The 20028-nt window shown below is 59.4% G+C and carries 20 protein-coding genes; 11 read left to right on the forward strand and 9 right to left on the reverse strand.

Annotation, left to right across the window (positions count from 1 at the left end):
- Window positions 1–186 precede the first annotated feature (186 nt).
- Together BFQ01_RS33330 and BFQ01_RS31440 are read left to right on the forward strand one after the other, a co-directional pair.
- Window positions 187–636, forward strand: a complete 450-nt coding sequence (locus BFQ01_RS33330; RefSeq protein ID WP_218061333.1) for a carbamoyltransferase C-terminal domain-containing protein — start codon at window positions 187–189, stop codon at window positions 634–636.
- Window positions 575–1792 (forward strand): MFS transporter, encoded by a 1218-nt coding sequence (locus BFQ01_RS31440; protein ID WP_256097733.1) that lies wholly within the window; start codon window positions 575–577, stop codon window positions 1790–1792. The genes BFQ01_RS33330 and BFQ01_RS31440 overlap by 62 nt, the downstream gene beginning before the upstream one ends.
- Before the next feature lie 105 nt (window positions 1793–1897).
- On the opposite strand, the gene fba is transcribed toward BFQ01_RS31440, so the two are convergent.
- The 6 genes from fba to tkt form a co-directional block, all read right to left on the reverse strand.
- Window positions 1898–2962: a class II fructose-bisphosphate aldolase gene (fba, locus tag BFQ01_RS12310; protein WP_003177554.1), complete on the reverse strand. Its 1065-nt coding sequence runs from the start codon at window positions 2960–2962 to the stop codon at window positions 1898–1900.
- A 258-nt stretch (window positions 2963–3220) separates the two neighbouring features.
- The gene (locus BFQ01_RS12315; protein WP_027606036.1) at window positions 3221–3553 is read right to left on the reverse strand and encodes an MliC family protein; all 333 of its coding nucleotides are present in this window, start codon (window positions 3551–3553) and stop codon (window positions 3221–3223) included.
- A gap of 60 nt (window positions 3554–3613) precedes the next feature.
- Window positions 3614–3841, reverse strand: coding sequence for a hypothetical protein (locus BFQ01_RS12320; RefSeq protein ID WP_027606037.1), 228 nt, complete (start codon window positions 3839–3841; stop codon window positions 3614–3616).
- A 29-nt stretch (window positions 3842–3870) separates the two neighbouring features.
- On the reverse strand, window positions 3871–5034 hold the full coding sequence (locus BFQ01_RS12325; RefSeq protein ID WP_027606038.1) for a phosphoglycerate kinase: 1164 nt from the start codon (window positions 5032–5034) through the stop codon (window positions 3871–3873).
- Between the two features lie 17 nt (window positions 5035–5051).
- Window positions 5052–6107 carry an erythrose-4-phosphate dehydrogenase gene (gene epd, locus BFQ01_RS12330; protein WP_065925488.1) on the reverse strand — a complete coding sequence of 352 codons (1056 nt, stop codon included), beginning with the start codon at window positions 6105–6107 and terminating at the stop codon, window positions 5052–5054.
- 169 nt (window positions 6108–6276) lie between these two features.
- Window positions 6277–8274 (reverse strand): transketolase, encoded by a 1998-nt coding sequence (gene tkt, locus BFQ01_RS12335; protein WP_065925489.1) that lies wholly within the window; start codon window positions 8272–8274, stop codon window positions 6277–6279.
- A gap of 272 nt (window positions 8275–8546) precedes the next feature.
- Here tkt and BFQ01_RS12340 point away from each other — a divergent pair, with 272 nt between their 5' ends.
- The 5 genes from BFQ01_RS12340 to BFQ01_RS12360 all read left to right on the forward strand — a co-directional run bounded on the left by BFQ01_RS12340 (window position 8547) and on the right by BFQ01_RS12360 (window position 13535).
- The gene (locus BFQ01_RS12340) at window positions 8547–9542 is read left to right on the forward strand and encodes an ArsR/SmtB family transcription factor (protein WP_027606041.1); all 996 of its coding nucleotides are present in this window, start codon (window positions 8547–8549) and stop codon (window positions 9540–9542) included.
- A 19-nt stretch (window positions 9543–9561) separates the two neighbouring features.
- The gene (metK, locus tag BFQ01_RS12345; RefSeq protein ID WP_065925490.1) at window positions 9562–10752 is read left to right on the forward strand and encodes a methionine adenosyltransferase; all 1191 of its coding nucleotides are present in this window, start codon (window positions 9562–9564) and stop codon (window positions 10750–10752) included.
- Between the two features lie 213 nt (window positions 10753–10965).
- Window positions 10966–11316, forward strand: a complete 351-nt coding sequence (locus tag BFQ01_RS12350) for a hypothetical protein (protein WP_065925491.1) — start codon at window positions 10966–10968, stop codon at window positions 11314–11316.
- Between the two features lie 95 nt (window positions 11317–11411).
- Window positions 11412–13073 (forward strand): NAD-dependent DNA ligase LigB, encoded by a 1662-nt coding sequence (gene ligB, locus BFQ01_RS12355; protein WP_065925492.1) that lies wholly within the window; start codon window positions 11412–11414, stop codon window positions 13071–13073.
- A 66-nt stretch (window positions 13074–13139) separates the two neighbouring features.
- Window positions 13140–13535 (forward strand): DUF1090 domain-containing protein, encoded by a 396-nt coding sequence (locus tag BFQ01_RS12360; RefSeq protein ID WP_065925493.1) that lies wholly within the window; start codon window positions 13140–13142, stop codon window positions 13533–13535.
- A gap of 6 nt (window positions 13536–13541) precedes the next feature.
- Here the strand turns inward: BFQ01_RS12360 and BFQ01_RS12365 are convergent, their stop codons facing one another.
- Window positions 13542–13991, reverse strand: a complete 450-nt coding sequence (locus BFQ01_RS12365) for a c-type cytochrome (RefSeq protein WP_065925494.1) — start codon at window positions 13989–13991, stop codon at window positions 13542–13544.
- Window positions 13992–14118: 127 nt separating this feature from the next.
- Here BFQ01_RS12365 and BFQ01_RS12370 point away from each other — a divergent pair, with 127 nt between their 5' ends.
- Window positions 14119–15315: a murein transglycosylase A gene (locus tag BFQ01_RS12370; protein ID WP_065925495.1), complete on the forward strand. Its 1197-nt coding sequence runs from the start codon at window positions 14119–14121 to the stop codon at window positions 15313–15315.
- A gap of 128 nt (window positions 15316–15443) precedes the next feature.
- Here BFQ01_RS12370 and BFQ01_RS12375 read toward each other — a convergent pair whose 3' ends face one another.
- Window positions 15444–15830, reverse strand: a complete 387-nt coding sequence (locus BFQ01_RS12375; protein WP_065925496.1) for an MAPEG family protein — start codon at window positions 15828–15830, stop codon at window positions 15444–15446.
- Window positions 15831–16019: 189 nt separating this feature from the next.
- Here BFQ01_RS12375 and BFQ01_RS12380 point away from each other — a divergent pair, with 189 nt between their 5' ends.
- Window positions 16020–17255: a cation:proton antiporter gene (locus BFQ01_RS12380; protein WP_065925497.1), complete on the forward strand. Its 1236-nt coding sequence runs from the start codon at window positions 16020–16022 to the stop codon at window positions 17253–17255.
- A 20-nt stretch (window positions 17256–17275) separates the two neighbouring features.
- Here BFQ01_RS12380 and BFQ01_RS12385 read toward each other — a convergent pair whose 3' ends face one another.
- Entirely contained in the window at window positions 17276–18163 is an 888-nt protein-coding gene (locus BFQ01_RS12385; RefSeq protein WP_065925498.1) for a LysR family transcriptional regulator, read from the reverse strand.
- 93 nt (window positions 18164–18256) lie between these two features.
- Between BFQ01_RS12385 and BFQ01_RS12390 the strand changes: the two genes are divergently transcribed.
- Window positions 18257–18670, forward strand: coding sequence for a VOC family protein (locus tag BFQ01_RS12390; RefSeq protein ID WP_065925499.1), 414 nt, complete (start codon window positions 18257–18259; stop codon window positions 18668–18670).
- A gap of 34 nt (window positions 18671–18704) precedes the next feature.
- Window positions 18705–19994: a cation:dicarboxylate symporter family transporter gene (locus BFQ01_RS12395; protein WP_235865614.1), complete on the forward strand. Its 1290-nt coding sequence runs from the start codon at window positions 18705–18707 to the stop codon at window positions 19992–19994.
- The last annotated feature ends 34 nt before the right edge of the window (window positions 19995–20028 follow it).

Here is a 20028-nt window from a genome sequence, read left to right on the forward strand (position 1 = left end):
ATATGAAACGTGTAATTATAGAACCGACGCTCAACAATCAGTCAAACGACGCGTACCAGACCCGTCACTTCTCAATTAAGACGGTGACTGTACCCCGCTACAAATTTATTCCCAACGATGGGGGTAGCGTTATCGAAGCTTCTGACAGCAGAAAGCTAGTAATCAAATAGAGAAAATCTCATTAGATTGAACAAAATCAAGAAGCGCGAAGGATTTCGCCCTATAGCACCGATATGTTTAGAAGAATGTATGGCTGAATACTTCTGCCCGTCTAACCCCTCCCCCTACATGCTGGAGTTTCGCAAAGTTATTTCAGCTAGCATTCCGGCGGTGACGCACGTTGATAACTCAGCGCGCCCTCAATCAGTCAATAAATCGCAAAATTTTCGTATACATCAACTGCTAGTCGCCTATCGTGCTATGTCAGGAGTCGGCGTACTTTGTAACACTTCCTTAAATTTTAACGGACGCGGCTTTATAAATAGACTTAGCGACTTGTATCGATTCGCCAGTGAACATGAGCTCGACGGCTTCGTATTTGAAGACACACTTTTCCTACATTCAGATCGACCTGATGAAAACGTCAAGCAAGCTTATTTTCGTGCAAGCGCTATCCAGTTTCTCACTATGGCTTGATATTTTTTTAATCTTCACGGTTCCTGTTTATCTATGGCATGCCTCTCCTTCATCAATAGCGTTCTTGGCCTTTTGCCTGGGTGCCCCTATGTTGTTTCTAGGTCCTATCGTAGGAACGCTGATAGATCGATATGACGTAAGGAAAACACTAGTATCCGGCGTCTTACTCCGCACACTGTCTACCGTAGGGCTAGCAGTGTCTCCAGATCTTCAGAGCTTTTTGCTTTTCGTCATTTTCAAAGGTGTGTCAAATTTATTTTACTTTCCTTCGATAACCATTATAGTTCGGCAACTGATACATGCCGAGGAGCGCAAATCTTTTTTCAGCCACGTAAGTGTATTTGATCAATCTTCCAAAATTTTTGCGCCGTTACTTGCAGGCGTATTAACGGCAGTATTATCACCTAAGAATTTATTCTTTTTTTCGGCAGTCGCCGTTTTATTAACCTTCCCACTCCTAAGGTCTATTTGCCTGGCATTCCGAACGCAAATGAATGGCACCGCTACCAACGCCCTGCCACTTTATCGCGACATTACAAGAGGACTCTCTATATTCAATGCCTTGCCCTTTCAACTACGCATAGGCTTTTTGTACTCCCTGCTTACATCGCTGGCTTTAGGAATTTACGACCCACATTTGGCGTCCTTTCTAGCCTATGAAGGTTTACCTCCAGTTAATTTTTCAATAATCGTCTCAGCAACAGCCGGAGGTGCAATATGTGCCGCATTGCTGATGAAATTCAAATTGAGCAATTTCGATGAGATTCTTCTTCGGTCCAGCGCATTAGTTGTTTTCTCTACCGCATTAATCCTGACCGCAGTTTTAGTATTTTTCCAATTACCTGGAAGAGCCTATCTCTATCCATTGGTTTGGTTTTTGAATGGCTTCGGTTATGAAACGCTAATAATATCTTCAAATATAATCCTTCAGCAATTATGCCCTACTGACAATATCGGAAGAGTATCCATGTCTTTCAGAAGCATCCAAATACTATGCGTTATAACGGGACCTTCTTTAGGAACAATGCTAATAATCGCAGGTGGTCGCCCAGCACCTTTTGTTGTGGCTGCGGGCATGGCATTTTTAACTGCATCGCTGTCCATTGCGGTCTATTTATATTTGTACAGAAAACAATCGATCGCACCTGTCAGCTAGTGCAGAATCAAACGATCATCCCGCGAATCTCCTGTCTCTCAAACTTACCTAATCAAAAACAAAAAAAGCCCGCATCGCTGCGGGCTTCTTTTTAACGCCTCAGGCTTAGTTCACCTTAGCGTTCAACTCACCTTTCAAATACCGCTGGTACATCGCTTCCAACGAGATCGGCTTGATCTTCGAAGCATTACCGGCAGTACCGAACGCTTCATAACGAGCGATACACACATCACGCATCGCGGTCACAGTGGCGCCGAAGAACTTGCGCGGGTCGAACTCACTCGGGTTGGTGGCCATCAGGCGACGCATCGCGCCGGTGGACGCCAGGCGCAGGTCGGTGTCGATGTTGACCTTGCGCACGCCGTACTTGATGCCTTCGACGATTTCTTCAACCGGTACGCCGTAGGTTTCTTTGATGTCGCCGCCGTACTGGTTGATGATCGCCAGCCATTCTTGCGGTACCGAGGAAGAACCGTGCATCACCAGGTGGGTGTTAGGGATGCGCTTGTGGATTTCCTTGATGCGGTCGATGGCCAGTACGTCGCCAGTCGGTGGCTTGGTGAACTTGTAGGCGCCGTGGCTGGTGCCGATAGCGATCGCCAGGGCGTCCACTTGGGTCTTCTTGACGAAGTCGGCAGCTTCTTCCGGGTCGGTCAGCATCTGGCTGTGATCCAGCACGCCTTCGGCGCCGATGCCGTCTTCTTCACCGGCCATGCCGGTTTCCAGGGAACCCAGGCAACCCAGTTCGCCTTCAACCGAAACGCCGCAGGCGTGGGCCATGGCCACGGTTTGTTGGGTTACGCGTACGTTGTACTCGTAGTCGGTCGGGGTCTTGCCGTCTTCGCCGAGGGAGCCGTCCATCATCACCGAGCTGAAGCCCAGCTGGATGGAGCGCTGGCACACGTCAGGGCTGGTGCCGTGATCCTGGTGCATGCACACCGGGATGTGTGGGAATTCCTCGATCGCGGCGAGGATCAGGTGACGCAGGAACGGGGCACCGGCGTATTTGCGCGCACCGGCCGAAGCCTGGACGATCACTGGGGAGTCGGTCTTGTCAGCGGCTTCCATGATGGCGCGCATCTGCTCAAGGTTGTTGACGTTAAAGGCTGGGACGCCGTAGCCGAACTCGGCTGCGTGGTCCAGCATTTGACGCATGCTGATAAGTGCCATTGTGTTGTCTCTCCCGGTCGAGGGTCGTTAATCGTGCAAGCCTGCCGTAGCGGCGGCTGCTATTCAAGTTATTGCAGGTCAGGCTTTGCATGCCTGGCGTGCTGAATCGTTATTGCTGATGTGGGAGGGGGGCTTGCCCCCGATGACAGCCTGTCAGTGATGACTCTGTTGGCTGATCCACCGCTATCGGGGGCAAGTCGAATCGTCGCACCGCCCCTCCCACATTTTGGTCTCATCGATGTTGAGACCGCGTTCTATTTACTGGGCCTTGCAGCCGCGCCCGATCAAATCGTCGGTGGCAACCCAGTAAACCAGGCCTTCCTCACCTTTTGTGTGAAACGCCAACTGGTCGTTGCTGTACAGCACGCCCGAAGCCGCCACATCCTGTTTGAGGCGATAAACCTGGTCGGAACCGCCGAGGCGTACATCCACCTCACTGCGGGCCTGGTTGGCGAAGCGCCAGTTGACCTCGGCCTTGCTGTCGCAGGTCCAGGTGGTCCACTTACCTTCCGGCTCTGCCTTGTTGAACATGTTCATGCTGCTGCAACCGGCCAATAGGGCCAGGGCTGCCAGGGCGAAAACGCCTTTCATTGCCAATCCTCGCAGCGGGGCCAAAGGCCGCCGATGCCGTCGGTTAGTTGATCAGACCCGTCAAGGGCAACCCTGTTCCTGACCGTTGGGCGCGGAGTCGTATTTCTCCAGCCGTTCGTTGCCGATGCGCTTGTTGATTACCGGCATGGTCTCGGCTTGCCAGTCAGCCTGATAGCAGCTTTTTTTCTGCTCCGTGGCAGGTTTGCCTGCCGCCGGCGCTGCGCTTGGCGTGCTGCCGCAGCCGGCCAACAGGCCCGCTGCGATCACCATTGCCAACGACTTGATCATGGGAATACTCCTTTTCCGGATCACGAGCCTTAGCCTTTGGCTCGGGTTTCCAGCACTTCCACGGCGGGCAGGACTTTGCCTTCGACGAATTCGAGGAATGCACCGCCACCGGTAGAAATGTAGGAGATCTGGTCGGCAACGCCATATTTATCGATGGCCGCCAGGGTGTCGCCGCCGCCGGCGATGGAGAATGCCGAGCTGTCTGCGATGGCCTTGGCCAGCACTTTGGTGCCGTTGCCGAACTGGTCGAACTCGAACACGCCGACCGGACCGTTCCACAGGATGGTCTGGGAGGCTTTCAGCAGTTCTGCAAAGTTGGCTGCAGTTTGCGGGCCGATGTCCAGGATCATGTCGTCGGCGGCCACGTCGGCGATGAGCTTGACGGTGGCTTCGGCGGTTTCAGCGAACTCCTTGGCAACCACCACGTCCACCGGCAACGGCACGCTGACCTTGGCGGCGATGGCGCGGGCGGTGTCGAGCAGGTCCGGCTCATACAGGGACTTGCCCACCGGGTGGCCTGCTGCCGCCAGGAAGGTATTGGCAATGCCGCCACCAACGATCAACTGGTTGCAGATCTGGCTCAGGCTGTTGAGCACGTCCAACTTGGTGGACACCTTGGAGCCGGCAACGATGGCAGCCATCGGTTGGGCCGGAGCGCCCAGGGCCTTGCCCAGTGCCTCCAGTTCAGCCGCCAGCAATGGGCCGGCAGCCGCCACCTTGGCGAACTTGGCCACGCCGTGGGTCGAACCCTCGGCACGGTGGGCGGTACCAAAAGCGTCCATCACGAACACGTCGCACAGGGCGGCGTATTGCTGGGCCAGTTCGTCGCTGTTCTTTTTCTCGCCTTTGTTGAAGCGCACGTTTTCGAACAGCACGATGTCGCCAGGCTTAACGTCGACGCCGCCCAGGTAGTCAGCCACCAACGGCACGTCACGGCCCAGGGCCTTGCTCAGGTAGTCGGCTACCGGCTTGAGGCTGTTTTCGGCGGAGAACTCACCTTCGGTCGGGCGACCCAGGTGGGAGCAGACCATCACGGCCGCGCCTTTTTCCAGGGCCAGCTTGATGGTCGGCAGCGAGGCCAGGATTCGCGCATCGCTGGTGACAACACCGTCCTTGACGGGGACGTTGAGGTCTTCGCGAATCAGTACGCGCTTACCTTGCAGATCGAGGTCGGTCATCTTCAACACGGTCATGGGTGGCAGTTCCTGAATTACTGTTGAGGTTGTTTAGAGGCGATATGCAGATAATGTTCCGCAACGTCGAGCATTCGGTTGGCAAAGCCCCATTCGTTGTCGAACCAGGCCAGGATGTTCACCAGCCTCGGACCGGAAACGCGGGTCTGGCTGGCATCGACAATCGCCGAATGCGGGTCATGGTTGAAATCACAACTGGCGTGGGGCAACTCGGTGTAGGCCAGCAAGCCTTTGAGCGGGCCGCTGGTGGCGGCGTCGCGCAGGATCCGGTTGACCTCCGTCGCATCCGTGTCGCTGACGGTTTGCATGGTGATGTCCAGGCAGGACACGTTCACCGTCGGCACCCGTACGGCTTTGGCCTGGATTCGCCCGGCAAGTTCCGGCAGCAGGCGTTCAATGCCGCGGGCAAGGCCTGTGGACACCGGAATCACCGACTGGAACGCCGAGCGCGTGCGGCGCAGGTCTTCATGGTGATAGGCGTCGATCACCGGCTGGTCGTTCATCGCCGAGTGGATGGTGGTGATCGACACGTAGTCCAGGCCGATCGCCTGATCCAGCAGGCGCAACAGCGGCACGCTGCAGTTGGTGGTGCAGGAGGCATTGGACACCAGCAGCTCATTGCCGGTCAGGCAATCCTGGTTGATGCCGAAGACGATGGTGGCGTCGACATCAGCCTCGCTGGCCATCGGCTGGGAAAACAGCACACGCGGAGCACCGGCGTCGAGGAAACGCTGGCCATCGGCACGGGTGTGATAGGCACCGGAGCATTCCAACACCAGGTCGACGCCCAGCGCCGCCCAGTCGATGCCCTCGGGGGTGGCGCTGCGCAACACTTTCACGCAGTCGCCGTTGATATGCAGACAATCGCCTTCGACCCGCACTTCGCCGGGAAAGCGGCCGTGGGTGGAGTCAAAGCGTGTCAGGTATTCGATGCTGGCCATGTCGGCCAGGTCGTTGATCGCGACAATTTCAAACCCGGCTGCCGCCCCTCGCTCGAACAGAGCACGCAAGACGCAACGACCAATGCGGCCGTAGCCGTTGAGTGCAACTTTGTAGGGACGCGGTTGGGGCATGGGGTTCTCGCATTGTGGGCGACACAAACCACTGTAGGAGCGAGCTTGCTCGCGAAGAACCTGAGAGCGCCGCGTTAAACCAGAAACGCTGCGTTATCGTTAACGATCTTCGCGAGCAAGCTCGCTCCTACAGTAGAGGCGGTGACCAGTAGGCCACCGCGTTAGCGCTTTAGTCTTCCAGCAGCTCTTCAGCCTGACCCAGGATATTTTCCAGGGTGAAACCGAACTCTTCGAACAACGCTGGCGCCGGCGCCGACTCACCGTAGGTGGTCATGCCGATCACGCGGCCTTCCAGGCCCACGTACTTGTACCAGTAGTCGGCGTGAGCCGCTTCGATGGCGATACGCGCGCTGACCTGCAACGGCAGGACCGATTGCTTGTAGCCGGCGTCCTGGGCTTCGAACACGCTGGTGCACGGCATGGACACAACGCGCACGTTACGGCCTTGGGCAGTCAGCTTGTCGTACGCCTGAACGGTCAGGCCCACTTCGGAACCGGTGGAGATCAGGATCAGCTCGGGCTCGCCGATGCAGTCCTTGAGCACGTAGCCGCCACGGCTGATGTCGGCGATCTGCGCGTCGGTACGCACCTGGTGTTGCAGGTTCTGACGGGAGAAGATCAGCGCCGAAGGGCCGTCCTTGCGCTCGATCGCGTGCTTCCAGGCCACCGCGGATTCCACCGCGTCGGCTGGGCGCCAGCAATCCAGGTTCGGCGTGGTGCGCAGGCTGGTCAGTTGCTCGACCGGCTGGTGCGTCGGGCCGTCTTCGCCGAGGCCGATGGAGTCGTGGGTGTACACATGGATCACGCGTTTCCTCATCAGCGCGGCCATACGTACGGCATTGCGCGCGTACTCCATGAACATCAGGAAGGTCGCGCCGTAAGGCACCAGGCCGCCGTGCAGGGACACGCCGTTCATGATGGCGCTCATGCCGAATTCGCGCACGCCGTAGTACATGTAGTTGCCGCTGGCGTCTTCGGCCGAGACACCTTTGCAGCCTTTCCACAGGGTCAGGTTGGAACCGGCCAGGTCGGCCGAACCGCCGAGGAACTCAGGCAGCAGCGGGCCAAAGGCGTTCAGGGTGTTCTGGCTGGCTTTACGGCTGGCGATGGTCTCGCCCTTGGCCGCGACTTCAGCAATGTAGGCCGAGGCTTTTTCCGAGAAATCGGCAGGCAGGTCACCGGCCAGGCGACGCACCAGCTCGTTGGCCAATTCCGGGAATTCGGCGGAGTAGGCGGCGAAACGCTGGTCCCACTCGGCTTCGGTGGCCAGGCCTTTCTCCTTGGCATCCCATTCGGCGTAGATGTCGGCCGGGATTTCGAACGGGCCGTGGTTCCACTTCAGCGCGGCGCGAGTCAGGGCGATTTCCGCGTCACCCAATGGGGCGCCGTGGCAATCTTCCTTGCCTTGCTTGTTCGGCGAGCCGAAGCCGATGGTGGTCTTGCAGCAGATCAGGGTCGGCTGCGCGCTCTTGCGGGCGGTGTCGATGGCGGTCTTGATCTCTTCCGGATCGTGGCCGTCGACATTGCGGATTACCTGCCAGTTGTAGGCTTCGAAACGCTTGGGGGTGTCATCGGTGAACCAGCCTTCGACTTCGCCGTCGATGGAGATACCGTTGTCATCGTAGAAGGCGATCAGCTTGCCCAGGCCCAGGGTGCCGGCCAGGGACGCGACTTCGTGGGAAATGCCTTCCATCATGCAGCCATCACCCAGGAACACATAGGTGTGGTGATCGACGATGTCGTGGCCAGGGCGGTTGAACTGCGCGCCCAGGATTTTTTCGGCCAGCGCGAAGCCCACGGCGTTGGCCAGGCCTTGGCCCAGGGGACCGGTGGTGGTCTCGACGCCCGGGGTGTAGCCGAATTCCGGGTGACCCGGGGTGCGGCTGTGCAGCTGGCGGAAGCTCTTGAGGTCATCGATGGTGACGTCGTAGCCGGTCAGGTGCAGCAGCGAGTAGATCAGCATCGAGCCGTGGCCGTTGGACAGTACGAAGCGGTCACGGTCGGCGAACGACGGGTTGCTCGGGTTGTGCTTCAGGTAATCACGCCAAAGTACCTCGGCGATATCCGCCATGCCCATCGGGGCACCGGGATGGCCGCTGTTGGCTTTTTGCACGGCATCCATGCTGAGGGCACGAATGGCGTTGGCACGCTCACGACGGCTGGGCATCGCTGTTCTCCTGAGGATTTTGAAGAGTGAATGATTAAAAGAAACGGAAAAAAGGATCGGCATTTTCCCTCAGCCACCGCCTGCGGGCAATGACAGATAGTCACTTGCAGGTGTTTTTCCTGTGCTTTGGGCAGCAATCGCTTGCAGAAACCTTTAACCGCTTCGTCTAAAGGTTATAGCGGCTGCTTATAACCGCCACTTATCGATCAATATCAAAACTTTTTGATATTGACCTTGCGGGGATACTCACCCGTCACTAGACTGCTGGCCTTATGAACCTACCCGTGCCCACCCTGCGTCCTGACGACGGCGAAGAGCTGGCAGCCTTGTGCAAGGCCGCTGGCGACCCATTGCGTCTGAACGTATTGCGCGCACTGACCAACGACTCATTCGGCGTACTGGAACTGGCACAGATCTTCGCCATCGGCCAGTCGGGCATGAGCCACCACCTGAAGGTGCTGGCCCAGGCCGACCTGGTCGCCACCCGCCGCGAAGGCAATGCGATTTTCTACCGCCGCGCCCTGCCCCACGCCGACCTGCTCGGCGGCAAGTTGCACGCGGCCCTGCTTGAGGAAGTGGACAGCCTGAGCCTGCCCCATGACGTGCAATCACGCATCGGCCAGGTCCACGGGCAACGTGCCGCCGCGAGCCAGGACTTTTTCGCACGGGTTGCCGAGAAATTTCGCGCCCAGCAGGACTTGATCGCAGGCCTGGCCCAATACCGCGACAGCGTACTGGCGCTGCTGGACAAGCTGAGCTTCAGTGAAGAAGCGACGGCGCTGGAAGTCGGGCCTGGAGATGGCGGCTTCCTGCCGGAACTGGCACGCCGCTTTCGGCAGGTCACGGCGCTGGACAACAGCCCGGCGATGCTCGAACTGGCACGCCAGCTCTGTGAGCGCGAGGCGTTGGGCAATGTCAGCCTGCAGTTGGCTGATGCCCTGAGCAGCACAACGATCAAGGCCGATTGCGTGGTGCTGAACATGGTCTTGCACCATTTCGCCGCCCCCGCCGACGCTTTAAAGCAAATGGCCGGGTTGCTGCACCCCGGCGGTAGCCTGTTGGTTACGGATTTATGCAGCCACAACCAGAATTGGGCCAGGGAGGCCTGCGGTGATCTCTGGTTGGGTTTTGAACAGGACGATCTGGCCCGTTGGGCCACCGCTGCGGGACTCGTTCCCGGGGAAAGCCTCTATGTAGGTTTACGTAATGGTTTCCAGATCCAGGTCCGCCACTTTCAGCGACCGACTGGCGACACTCACCATCGGTAAATATCAGGAAAACATCGAGATGAGCGAATACTCCCTTTTCACCTCCGAGTCCGTGTCTGAAGGGCATCCGGACAAAATCGCCGACCAGATTTCTGATGCGGTGCTGGATGCCATCATCGCTGAAGACAAGTTCGCCCGTGTGGCGTGCGAGACCCTGGTGAAAACCGGTGTAGCGATCATCGCCGGCGAAGTGACCACTACCGCCTGGGTTGACCTGGAGCAGATCGTTCGTGACGTGATCACCGACATCGGCTACAACAGCTCCGACGTCGGTTTCGACGGTGCGACCTGCGGCGTGATGAACATCATCGGCAAGCAGTCGCCCGACATCAACCAGGGCGTCGACCGTGCCAAGCCGGAAGACCAGGGCGCCGGCGACCAGGGCCTGATGTTCGGCTACGCCAGCAACGAAACCGAGGTGCTGATGCCAGCCCCGATCACCTTCTCGCACCAGCTCGTGCAACGCCAGGCCGAAGCGCGTAAATCCGGCGTGCTGCCTTGGCTGCGCCCGGACGCCAAGTCCCAGGTGACCTGCCGCTACGAAGGCGGCAAGGTGGTCGGCATTGACGCCGTCGTACTGTCGACCCAGCACAACCCGGACGTTTCCTACGCTGACCTGCGCGAAGGCGTGATGGAGCTGATCGTCAAGCACGTGCTGCCGGCCGAACTGCTGAGCAAGGACACCCAGTTCCACATCAACCCGACCGGCCAGTTCATCATTGGCGGCCCGGTAGGTGACTGCGGCCTGACCGGTCGCAAGATCATCGTCGACAGCTACGGCGGCATGGCTCGTCACGGCGGTGGCGCTTTCTCCGGTAAAGACCCATCCAAGGTTGACCGTTCGGCCGCCTACGCCGGTCGCTACGTGGCCAAGAACATCGTTGCTGCCGGCCTCGCCGAGCGTTGCGAGATTCAGGTGTCCTACGCCATCGGCGTGGCCCAGCCTACGTCGATCTCGCTGAATACCTTCGGCACCGGCAAGATCAGCGATGACAAGATCATCAAGCTGGTGCGCGAGATCTTCGACCTGCGCCCTTACGCGATCACCACCATGCTCGACCTGCTGCACCCGATGTACCAGGAAACCGCAGCCTACGGCCACTTCGGTCGTACCCCAGCGCAGAAGACCGTCGGGGACGACACCTTCACCACCTTTACCTGGGAAAAAACCGACCGCGCCAACGACCTGCGCACTGCCGCCGGCCTGTAATCGCCCACGGTACATAAAGCCTCGCCGGATTTGCCCGGCGGGGCTTTTTCTTGCCTGCGGGACCGCCTTCACATTTTTTGGATCCAAAGCTTGCAGGCACAATAATGGCCCTCTAGAATCCGCGCCCTCTCGGGCCTTCACCTTATTTTGGATATTGCCCTGCACCCGCCCGGGACTCATAAGTGCGCAGGCAATCGAACATTGAGGTTTTTCATGCGCATCTCCACGCTCGCCCCTGCCGCCCTTCTGATCAGCCTGTTCGCCCTGCCGGCCCACGCCGCCGACCTGAGCGCATTGAGCGGCGCCCTGGGCTCCCAGCTGGGTGTCGGCAATTCCGGCGACTGCCAAAAGCAATCCGCAGACCTGCAAACCAAGATCGATGCGGCCGAAGCCAGCAAAGACAGCTTGAAAGTGAAGGCCTTCAAAGCAGCGCAAGACCAGATCAACAAAGGTTGTGACAAACTCTCCGAAGCCCAGGCCAAAGCCGACGCCAAGCAGCAAACCCAGGAAGCCAAGGCTGATAAGCCTGATGCCGTGAAAGCGCTGGGCGGCCTGTTCAAGTAAGCCGAAACACCCGGTAAAAAGCCCCGCAGCGTCGGGGCTTTTTTGTGGGTGAACGGATCATTTAGGCTGGGCGCCCCTTCCGAGCAAGGATGCTCATGATGCGTTTACTGATTGCTCTGCTCCTCAGCGCTCTACCCTTTTCGGCCTGGGCTGAAAACTGCCCTGATGAGGCCCGGGCCCAGGTCGACACCCTGGCCGAACAAATCCGCCTGTGGGACGACAGTTACCACCGCCTCGGCCAATCCCCCGTCAGTGATGAACTCTACGACCAGGCCCGCCAGCGTCTGGCCCACTGGCGCCAGTGCGTGCCCACCCCCACGGCGCCTGATGATCCGCTGGCCAGTTCACGGGGTACCTTGCCGCACCCAATCGCCCATACCGGCCTCGAAAAACGCCTGGATGAGCAAGCCGTGGGCGCCTGGCTGGGCACGCGCCAGGATGTATGGATCCAACCCAAGGTGGACGGCGTTGCAGTGACCCTGGTGTACCGCCAGGGGCGGTTGAAACAGGTGATCAGCCGTGGCGATGGCAAGCTGGGCCAGGACTGGTCGGCCTCCGCGCGCAAGATCCCCGGCATTGTCCAGCAACTGCCGGAACCCATCGACCTGGTGCTGCAAGGCGAACTTTATTGGCGCCTCGACGAGCATGTGCAATCGGCACGCGGCGGGCTCAACGCGCGCAGCAAGGTGGCCGGGCTGATGAATCGCCGACAGCTGCGCGACACCGACGCCGCCGGCATCGGCCTGTTTGTCTGGGCCTGGCCGAATGGCCCCGCAGCCTTTACCGAACGCCTGGCCACCCTGGCTCGCTGGGGTTTCATCGACAGCCAGCGCTACAGCCAGCCCGTCCAGGACATCATCGAAGCAGCACATTGGCGCACCTATTGGTACAACCACCCCCTGCCCTTTGCCAGTGACGGCGTGGTGCTGCACCAGGCGCAGCGCGCACCCGCTGAACGCTGGCAGGCCAGTGCGCCTTATTGGGCGGTCGCCTGGAAGTACCCCGCCTCCAAAGCCCTGGCCCTGGTACGCCAGGTGCAATTCAAGATCGGCCGCACCGGACGCATCACCCCCATTCTGGAACTGGAGCCGGTGCGCCTGGACGACCGCCGGATCAGCCGGGTCAGCGCCGGCTCCTTGAAGCGCTGGCAGGCCCTGGATATTCGCCCGGGCGACCACGTGTCCATCAGCCTGGCGGGCCAAGTGATCCCTCGGCTGGACCAGGTGATCCTGCGCAATACCACCAGGGTCGACCTGCCAGTGCCCGACCCTCGGGACTTTCACGCCTTGAGTTGCTGGCAACTGGACCCCGGCTGCGAAGAACAGCTGCTCGCACGCCTTACCTGGCTGAGCGGCAACCAGGGCCTGGCATTGCCACACATAGGCCACGAGACGTGGAACATATTGATCCAGGCCGGTCTAATCGCAGGCTTTCTCGATTGGTTAACCCTGGATGCGGCAGAGCTTGCTAACATTGATGGCTTCGGTGAGCGCAGCCGCACGCGGCTGCTCGACAGCCTTCACAGCGCTCGGCAACGCCCCTTCGCACAATGGCTCAAGGCCTTGGGTGTACCGCCTGCGGCACGCGGCAACCTGGAGGGCAACTGGCAGACGCTGGTCGCCAGAGACACACAGGCCTGGCTGGCCATCGATGGCATCGGCCCGGGTCGCGCAGCGCAACTGAGCGCTTTTTTTCGCGACCCACACGTACAGACATTGGCTGAAACATTACGTGTGGCCGGAATAGACGGGTTTTGAACCCGACCCAGCCACCTTTAAATCACAGCAGAATTCACCCTGCTATTTGCGACCCCGGAGCTCCACATGAAATTCCTCGCCCCTTTTGCCCTGCTGACCGTCGCAAGCTTCATGGCCACACCACTGCTGGCCGCCGAAGAAGCCACCCCACTCACCGGCTGCGCCGCCAAGCGCCAGGCCATCAGCACCCAGATCGAACAAGCCAAGGCCCACGGCAACAGCGACCAGCAAGCCGGCCTGGAAAAAGCCCTGAGCGAAGTCACCGCCAACTGCACGGATGCCGCCTTGAGGAAGGAGCGCGAAAACAAGGTACTCGACGCCAAGCACGACGTCAGCCGCCGTCAGGCCGACCTCGACAAGGCGATGAAAAAAGGCGACGCGGACAAGATCAACAAGCGCAAGGACAAGCTCGCCGAGTCACGCAAGGAACTGCAGGACGCCGTGGAAGAACTCGACCAGTAAAACCGGTCAGTGGTCGCGAAATTGTTTATGGCAGGCACTGCAGGCATCTTCGACTTTCTGTACGGCAGGCGTAAGGTTGCTGGCCTTGTAGGGCTGCACCTGGCTGGAGCTCACCAACTCACCGGTGGCCGCTTCCAGATCGCGGGCCAGTTGCTGGAACTGCGCCTGTTTTTGCCACACGTCGTCCTTGGCGCTGGTGTGATCCTCTTCGCGTACGCTCGGAAAATGTTTCCACGGTTCATGGGACAGCGCATCGAGCTTGACCGCGCCTTCGGCGAATTTCGCGCCATCGAAGGCAATGCGCCCGCGCAACATGCCGCCCAGGTCTTCAGCGGTCTTGAGCATTTGCTTGAAGATCGCCTTGCGCTGGCCCAGGGGCGAATTCGGATCGACGCCGCCGCAGGCGAACAGTGCCAGGCAGGCCAACAGCACAAGCGTCATTTTTTTAAAAGTCATGGTGGCTCAGGTCACGGGAAACGGCGGCCAGTATCCTCGCCCTGCCCGTAAAGACCAATAGCCCTATTAATAATAAGGGTTGCCCACAGGCGCTACGGCGCGGGCAATCGCTTCAGGAACCGTTTGTATGAATCTCACATTGAAACACTGGAGCCGCCGCCTGGCATGGGCTCTGCCGATGATTGCACTGCTGGCAGGCTGTGACGCGGGCAAGGACAGCGGTAAAGACACGGCTAAAGAAGAAGCTGCCAAGCCCCACGCCGTCGCCACCTATGTAAGCGCTCCCTGGGAGGCGTTGCCCGCCGTGTCCGACAGCGACCTGCTGGCCGGCTTCGAATCCTGGCGCAGCGCCTGCCAACGCCTCAAGGCCGACCCTATATGGGGGGCCACCTGCGCAGCAGCGGGTCCCGTGCCAGCCGATGCCGTGGCGGTGCGCGGTTTTCTCAAGGAGCGCCTGGATGTGTTCGGCCTGCGTTCGGCTGACAACACCCCCAACGGCTTGATCACCGGCTACTACGAACCGGTCTACCCCGGCAGCCTGACCAAGACCGCCGCCGCTCACGTACCCGTGTATGGCGTGCCGGATGACCTGATCATCGTCAATCTGGAAAGCATCTACCCGGAGCTCAAGGGCAAGCGCCTGCGCGGCCGCCTCGAAGGCCGCGTGCTCAAACCCTATGACGATGCCAGCGCCATCAACGGCCAAGGCTCCACCGCCAAGCCGATTGCCTGGCTGACCAACCCGATGGACCTGCAATTCCTGCAGATCCAGGGCTCGGGGCGCATTCAACTCAAGGACGGGCGCCAGCTGCGCGTCGGTTACGGCGACCAGAACGGCTACCCCTATCGCCCTATCGGCCGTTGGCTGGTGGAGCAAGGCGAGTTGAAGAAAGAAGACGTGACCATGGGCGCCATCAGCGCTTGGGCCAAGGCGCACCCGGAGCGCATCCCGGAACTGCTGGCGAGCAACCCCAGCTACGTCTTCTTCAGCGCTCGCCCCGACAGTAATGAAGGCCCGCGCGGTTCGCTGAATGTGCCGTTGACCGCTGGCTACAGCGTAGCAGTGGATCGCAAGGTGATTCCGTTGGGCAGCCTGTTGTGGCTGTCGACTACCAAGCCCGACGGCTCGCCATTGGCACGCCCCGTCGCCGCGCAGGACACCGGCGGTGCAATCACCGGAGAAGTGCGCGCGGATTTGTTCTGGGGCACGGGTGACGCTGCCGGAGAGCTGGCGGGAAATATGAAGCAGCAAGGGCAGATCTGGATGCTATGGCCCAAGGGCGCGGCGTTGCCGCAGGTGCCGGATGTACCCACCGGAACCTGACACTCGCCGAAAACACACCGTAGGAGCGAGCTTGCTCGCGAAAAACGTCAACGATAACGCAGCGCTTTCTGGCAGCCCGCGTCGTCTGTTCGTTCTTCGCGAGCAAGCTCGCTCCTACAGAAACCGGTTCAGATCGACACGAAGAAGAAGCTCGCAATCAACACCATGCCCACCGCCCACACCAGCGAGCGCAGTATCGCCCAGTCGGCGAGGTAGCAAATGATGTAGAGCAGGCGGCTGGTGATAAACAGCACGGCCAGCACATTGATGGTCACCAGTTCGGCCGTGCCGGCCAGGTGGGCGATAATCACCGCGGCGGCAAACGCGGGCGTCACTTCAAAGCTGTTGAGCTGCGCACTGTGGGCGCGCTTGGCAAACCCTTCAAGGGTATCCAGGAAAGCACGCGGGTCGTGGTTCTGCCGCGGCCCGAACTTGCCGCCACTGAACTTGGCCACGCCCGTGCACAGGTAAGGCAGAAAAATCGCGATCAACACACACCAGAAAGCAGCCGTCATCACTCAGTCCTTTTGTCGTTTTATGCAGCGATTAGAGTTCTAGCACTAAAAACTCAATATCGCACCTAACCGCTATGAGCCGCGCGCTACCGAAAGGTTCTACCGCACTTTCACCCAAGACCTTGCAACCTCACGCCGCCACTGCGGTCCATCCCCCACTAACAACCCCCCACCTTCCAAGGACCCCGGATGCTTGAACTTGTCGCCGCCTTCATTTGCCTCACTACCCTGCTCACCTATGTGAACTTCCGCTTTATCGGCCTGCCGCCCACCATCGGCGTGATGGTCACGGCCCTGCTGTTCTCCCTGATCCTGCAAGGCCTGAGCCTGCTCGGCTACCCAGGCCTTGAGGAGCGCATCCAGCAATTGATCGGCCAGATCGACTTCGGCGACCTGCTGATGAACTGGATGCTGTCGTTCCTGCTGTTCGCCGGCGCCTTGCACGTCAACTTGAACGACCTGCGCAGCTACCGCTGGCCCATCGGCCTGCTGGCAACCTTCGGTGTGTTGATCGCCACCGTGGTGATCGGCAGCCTGGCGTATTACATCTTCGCCCTGTTTGGCTGGCACGTGAGCTTCCTGTACTGCCTGTTGTTCGGCGCACTGATCTCGCCCACCGACCCCATTGCGGTACTGGGCGTGCTGCGAACCGCCAATGCGTCGAAACCGCTGAAGACCACGATTGTGGGCGAGAGCCTGTTCAACGACGGCACGGCGGTGGTGGTGTTTACCGTATTGCTGGGCATCGCGCAGTTGGGCGAGACGCCTACCGTGGGCGCCACGGCCTTGCTGTTCGCCCATGAGGCAATTGGCGGCGTGGTCTTCGGCGGGCTGATCGGCTATCTGGTGTACCTGATGATCAAGAGCATCGAACAGCACCAGATCGAAGTGATGCTGACCCTCGCCCTGGTCATCGGCGGCTCGGCGATGGCCACCGAACTGCACGTCTCCGCACCGATCGCGATGGTGGTGGCCGGGCTGATCATCGGCAACCTGGGACGCAAGCTGGCGATGAACGACATGACCCGGCGCTACCTGGACGGCTTCTGGGAATTGTTGGACGACATGCTCAACGCGCTGCTGTTTGCGCTGATCGGCATGGAGCTGCTGCTGTTGCCGTTCAACTGGCTGCACGTGTTCGCGGCCGGTTTGCTGGCGGTGGCGATCCTGCTGTCGCGCCTGCTGACCGTGGCGCCGGCGATCCTGTTGCTGCGCCGCTGGCGTACGGTGCCGCGCGGCACCATCCGTATCCTGACCTGGGGCGGCCTGCGCGGCGGGGTCTCGGTGGCTCTAGCGCTGGCCCTGCCGCTGGGCCCGGAGCGCGATCTGCTGCTGAGCATCACCTACATCGTGGTGCTGTCGTCGATCCTGGTGCAGGGCTTGACCATTGGCCGAGTCGTAAAGCGCGTAGCCGAGCCTCAGTGAAGCGGTGAGGATTTACCTCGCTACACCACACGTTTGCCTACGGGTGCACTGCAATTGCACAGGTGTTCAAGCAAGTGTCGCATCGCCAGTGGGCGGCGCGGCGTCGAGCTATGCATGACGACCAGATCCCGCGCATAGCGCGGCGCGTCGTCGACCGGCAAGACACACAGGCCATTGCGAGACATCCCTGCCCACTGCGGTACCAGTGATACACCCATGCCTTGGGCGACCAACATGACGATGGTTTCCAAGGCATCCAGCTCACACAACACCTGCGGATCAAAGGACTGTTCATCGAGGAAACGCTGGGCAATCTGCCCACCCCACGAGCGAGCGTCGTAGCGAATGAATGATCGCTCGCGCAGCAATGCTTCTAACGTTTGCGTGCCCCACTCAGCGGGGGCAATCAGAATCAGAGGTTCAGCCCGCAACAAGGTCGTCGCCAAAGCCTTGGGTGGCTGAAAGGGTGGCCTGACAAGAATCGCCGCGTCCAGCTCCTGGGCCAGCAATCTCTCATAGAGGCTTCTGGAGTCTCCCGGTGTGATCTTCAGCCTCAGCCCAGGTGCCGACAACGCCAGTCGCTCTATCGCCCCCGGCAAGACGCCGGTCAATGCCGTCGAAATGGCACCGATCTTGATCTCTCCCGACAAGCCATCCTGGCTCAGGTCCTCCTGCAACTCGCGCGCCTGCTCAATGACTGCTTGAATTTTTGGTAACAACAATAGGCATTGGTCCGAGGGCCACGCGGCATGCGCAGTGCGCATAAGCAGCGTGCACCCCAGCGTCCGCTCAAGCGCCTTGACCCGCTGGCTGATCGCCGCTGCGGTACGGTTTTCACGTCGCGCGGCCGCTGCAATGGAGCCGGCTTCAATGACGGCGACCAGACTTCTCAGGAATCGAACATCCATAAGTTTTCCTTTCGCTCAGACCAAGGCGAACCCGTTTTACCCGGGTACACGGCCTGTTTAATTTGAGGGCTCTCCCACACAGAGATCCCTCCCATGAACAGACCTTTCCACGCTGCATATCATGTTTACGACCTAAATCAGGCGCGCATTTTTTATCGAGATGTTTTGGGCTGCACGGAAGGCCGTAGCAGCGAGACCTGGATCGACTTCGATTTTTTCGGGAACCAGCTTTCACTGCACCTGGGGACGCCGTTTCCCACCACGCGTACCGGGCTGGTCGGTGAGCATCATGTCCTGATGCCGCATCTCGGCGTGGTGTTACCGCTTGAGGAATGGTTGACGCTTGCCGAACGGCTTGCCCACCTGGGCACATGTTTCGAGATTCCGCCCGTGATCCGCTTCGCTGGCGAGCCAGGCGAGCAACGCACGATGTTTTTCCTTGACCCCAGCGGCAACCCCATCGAGGTGAAAGGGTTCAAGGACTTCGCCGGGCTGTTCGCTCAATAAATCCCTGATATCTACAACAATAAGGGGCACCCACATGACCACCAAAAAACCATCCAGCCTTGTCACCCGTATCATGATCGGTCTGGCCGCCGGGATAATCGTCGGCATCCTTCTCAACCAGTTTCCCGAACACAAGATCTGGTTCATCGACAATCTGCTGCAACCGGCAGGCGACTTGTTTATCAAGCTGATGAAGATGATCGTCGTGCCTCTGGTCTTCGCTTGCATGACAGTCGGCATTGCCGGCATGGGAAATCCTGCCGCCTTGGGACGCGTCGGCGTGAAGACCTTCGTTTACTTCTTCACGATCACCAGTGTTGCAATCGTCTTTGGTCTGATCGTTGGAAACGTCGTCGAGCCCGGCTCAGGTGCCGAATTTGGCAGTACGTTGCAGACGCCAGTAACAGAACTGGCCGCCTACGGCAAAACGCAGAATCTGGGGCAAACGCTATTGGCGATTGTGCCGGATAACATCGTCTTGGCCATGTCGCAGGGCAAGCTGCTCTCCGTGCTGTTTTTCGCCATCCTGTTCGGCTGCGCCTTGTCTATGCTGCCCGAGCAGCGCAAGGCCCCCCTGATCGGTGTGATGCAGGCCATCTCCGACACCATGTTCAAAGTCACCCATCTGGTCATGCATTACTCACCAATCGGCATTTTCGGGCTGATCGCAGTCACCGTCGCCAGCTTTGGCCTCAGTGCCTTGCTGCCGCTGGCCAAACTGATCGGCACGACTTATGTCGCAGTGCTGTTATTTGCATTGTGCGTATTGGGAGCAGTTGCACGATTGGCGGGGGTCGGCTTTTTCCACTTGGTGCGGGAGATACGCAGTGAATTATTGCTGGCCTATAGCAGCGCTGCGTCAGCAACAGTCATGCCTCAATTGATCGAAAAAATGGAGCGCTACGGCGCCCCGCGCCCTATTACCAGCATGGTTATCCCGCTGGGCTACTCGTTCAACCTGGATGGCGCTTCGCTTTTTGCTGCGTTGGGCACGTTGTTCATCGCCCAGGCGTATGGCATTGACTTGAGCCTGGCTGATCAGGGAATGCTGGTATTGATCATGGTGTTGACATCAAAGGGCGCGGCGGGCGTACCGGGCTTCATGTTTATCATCCTTACCGCGACCTTGACCGCCGCGGGTCTGCCCGTGGAAGGAGTGGCGATCATTGCAGGCGTGTATCGCCTGATGGATATGCCGGTCACAGCATTGAATGTGCTGGGCAACGCGCTGGCGCCATTGGTTATTGCCCGGTGGGAGGGGCGGCTGAATGCACCTGACCGCACAATTGCCACCGAGTCTGCCAGCGCGTCGCTCAAAGTCTGAAAGTCCTGGTCCAGGTGCCTCGCAAAGAACCCGT

The organism is Pseudomonas sp. 8 R 14, assembly GCF_900005955.1.
GTDB classification, from domain to species: domain Bacteria; phylum Pseudomonadota; class Gammaproteobacteria; order Pseudomonadales; family Pseudomonadaceae; genus Aquipseudomonas; species Aquipseudomonas marginalis.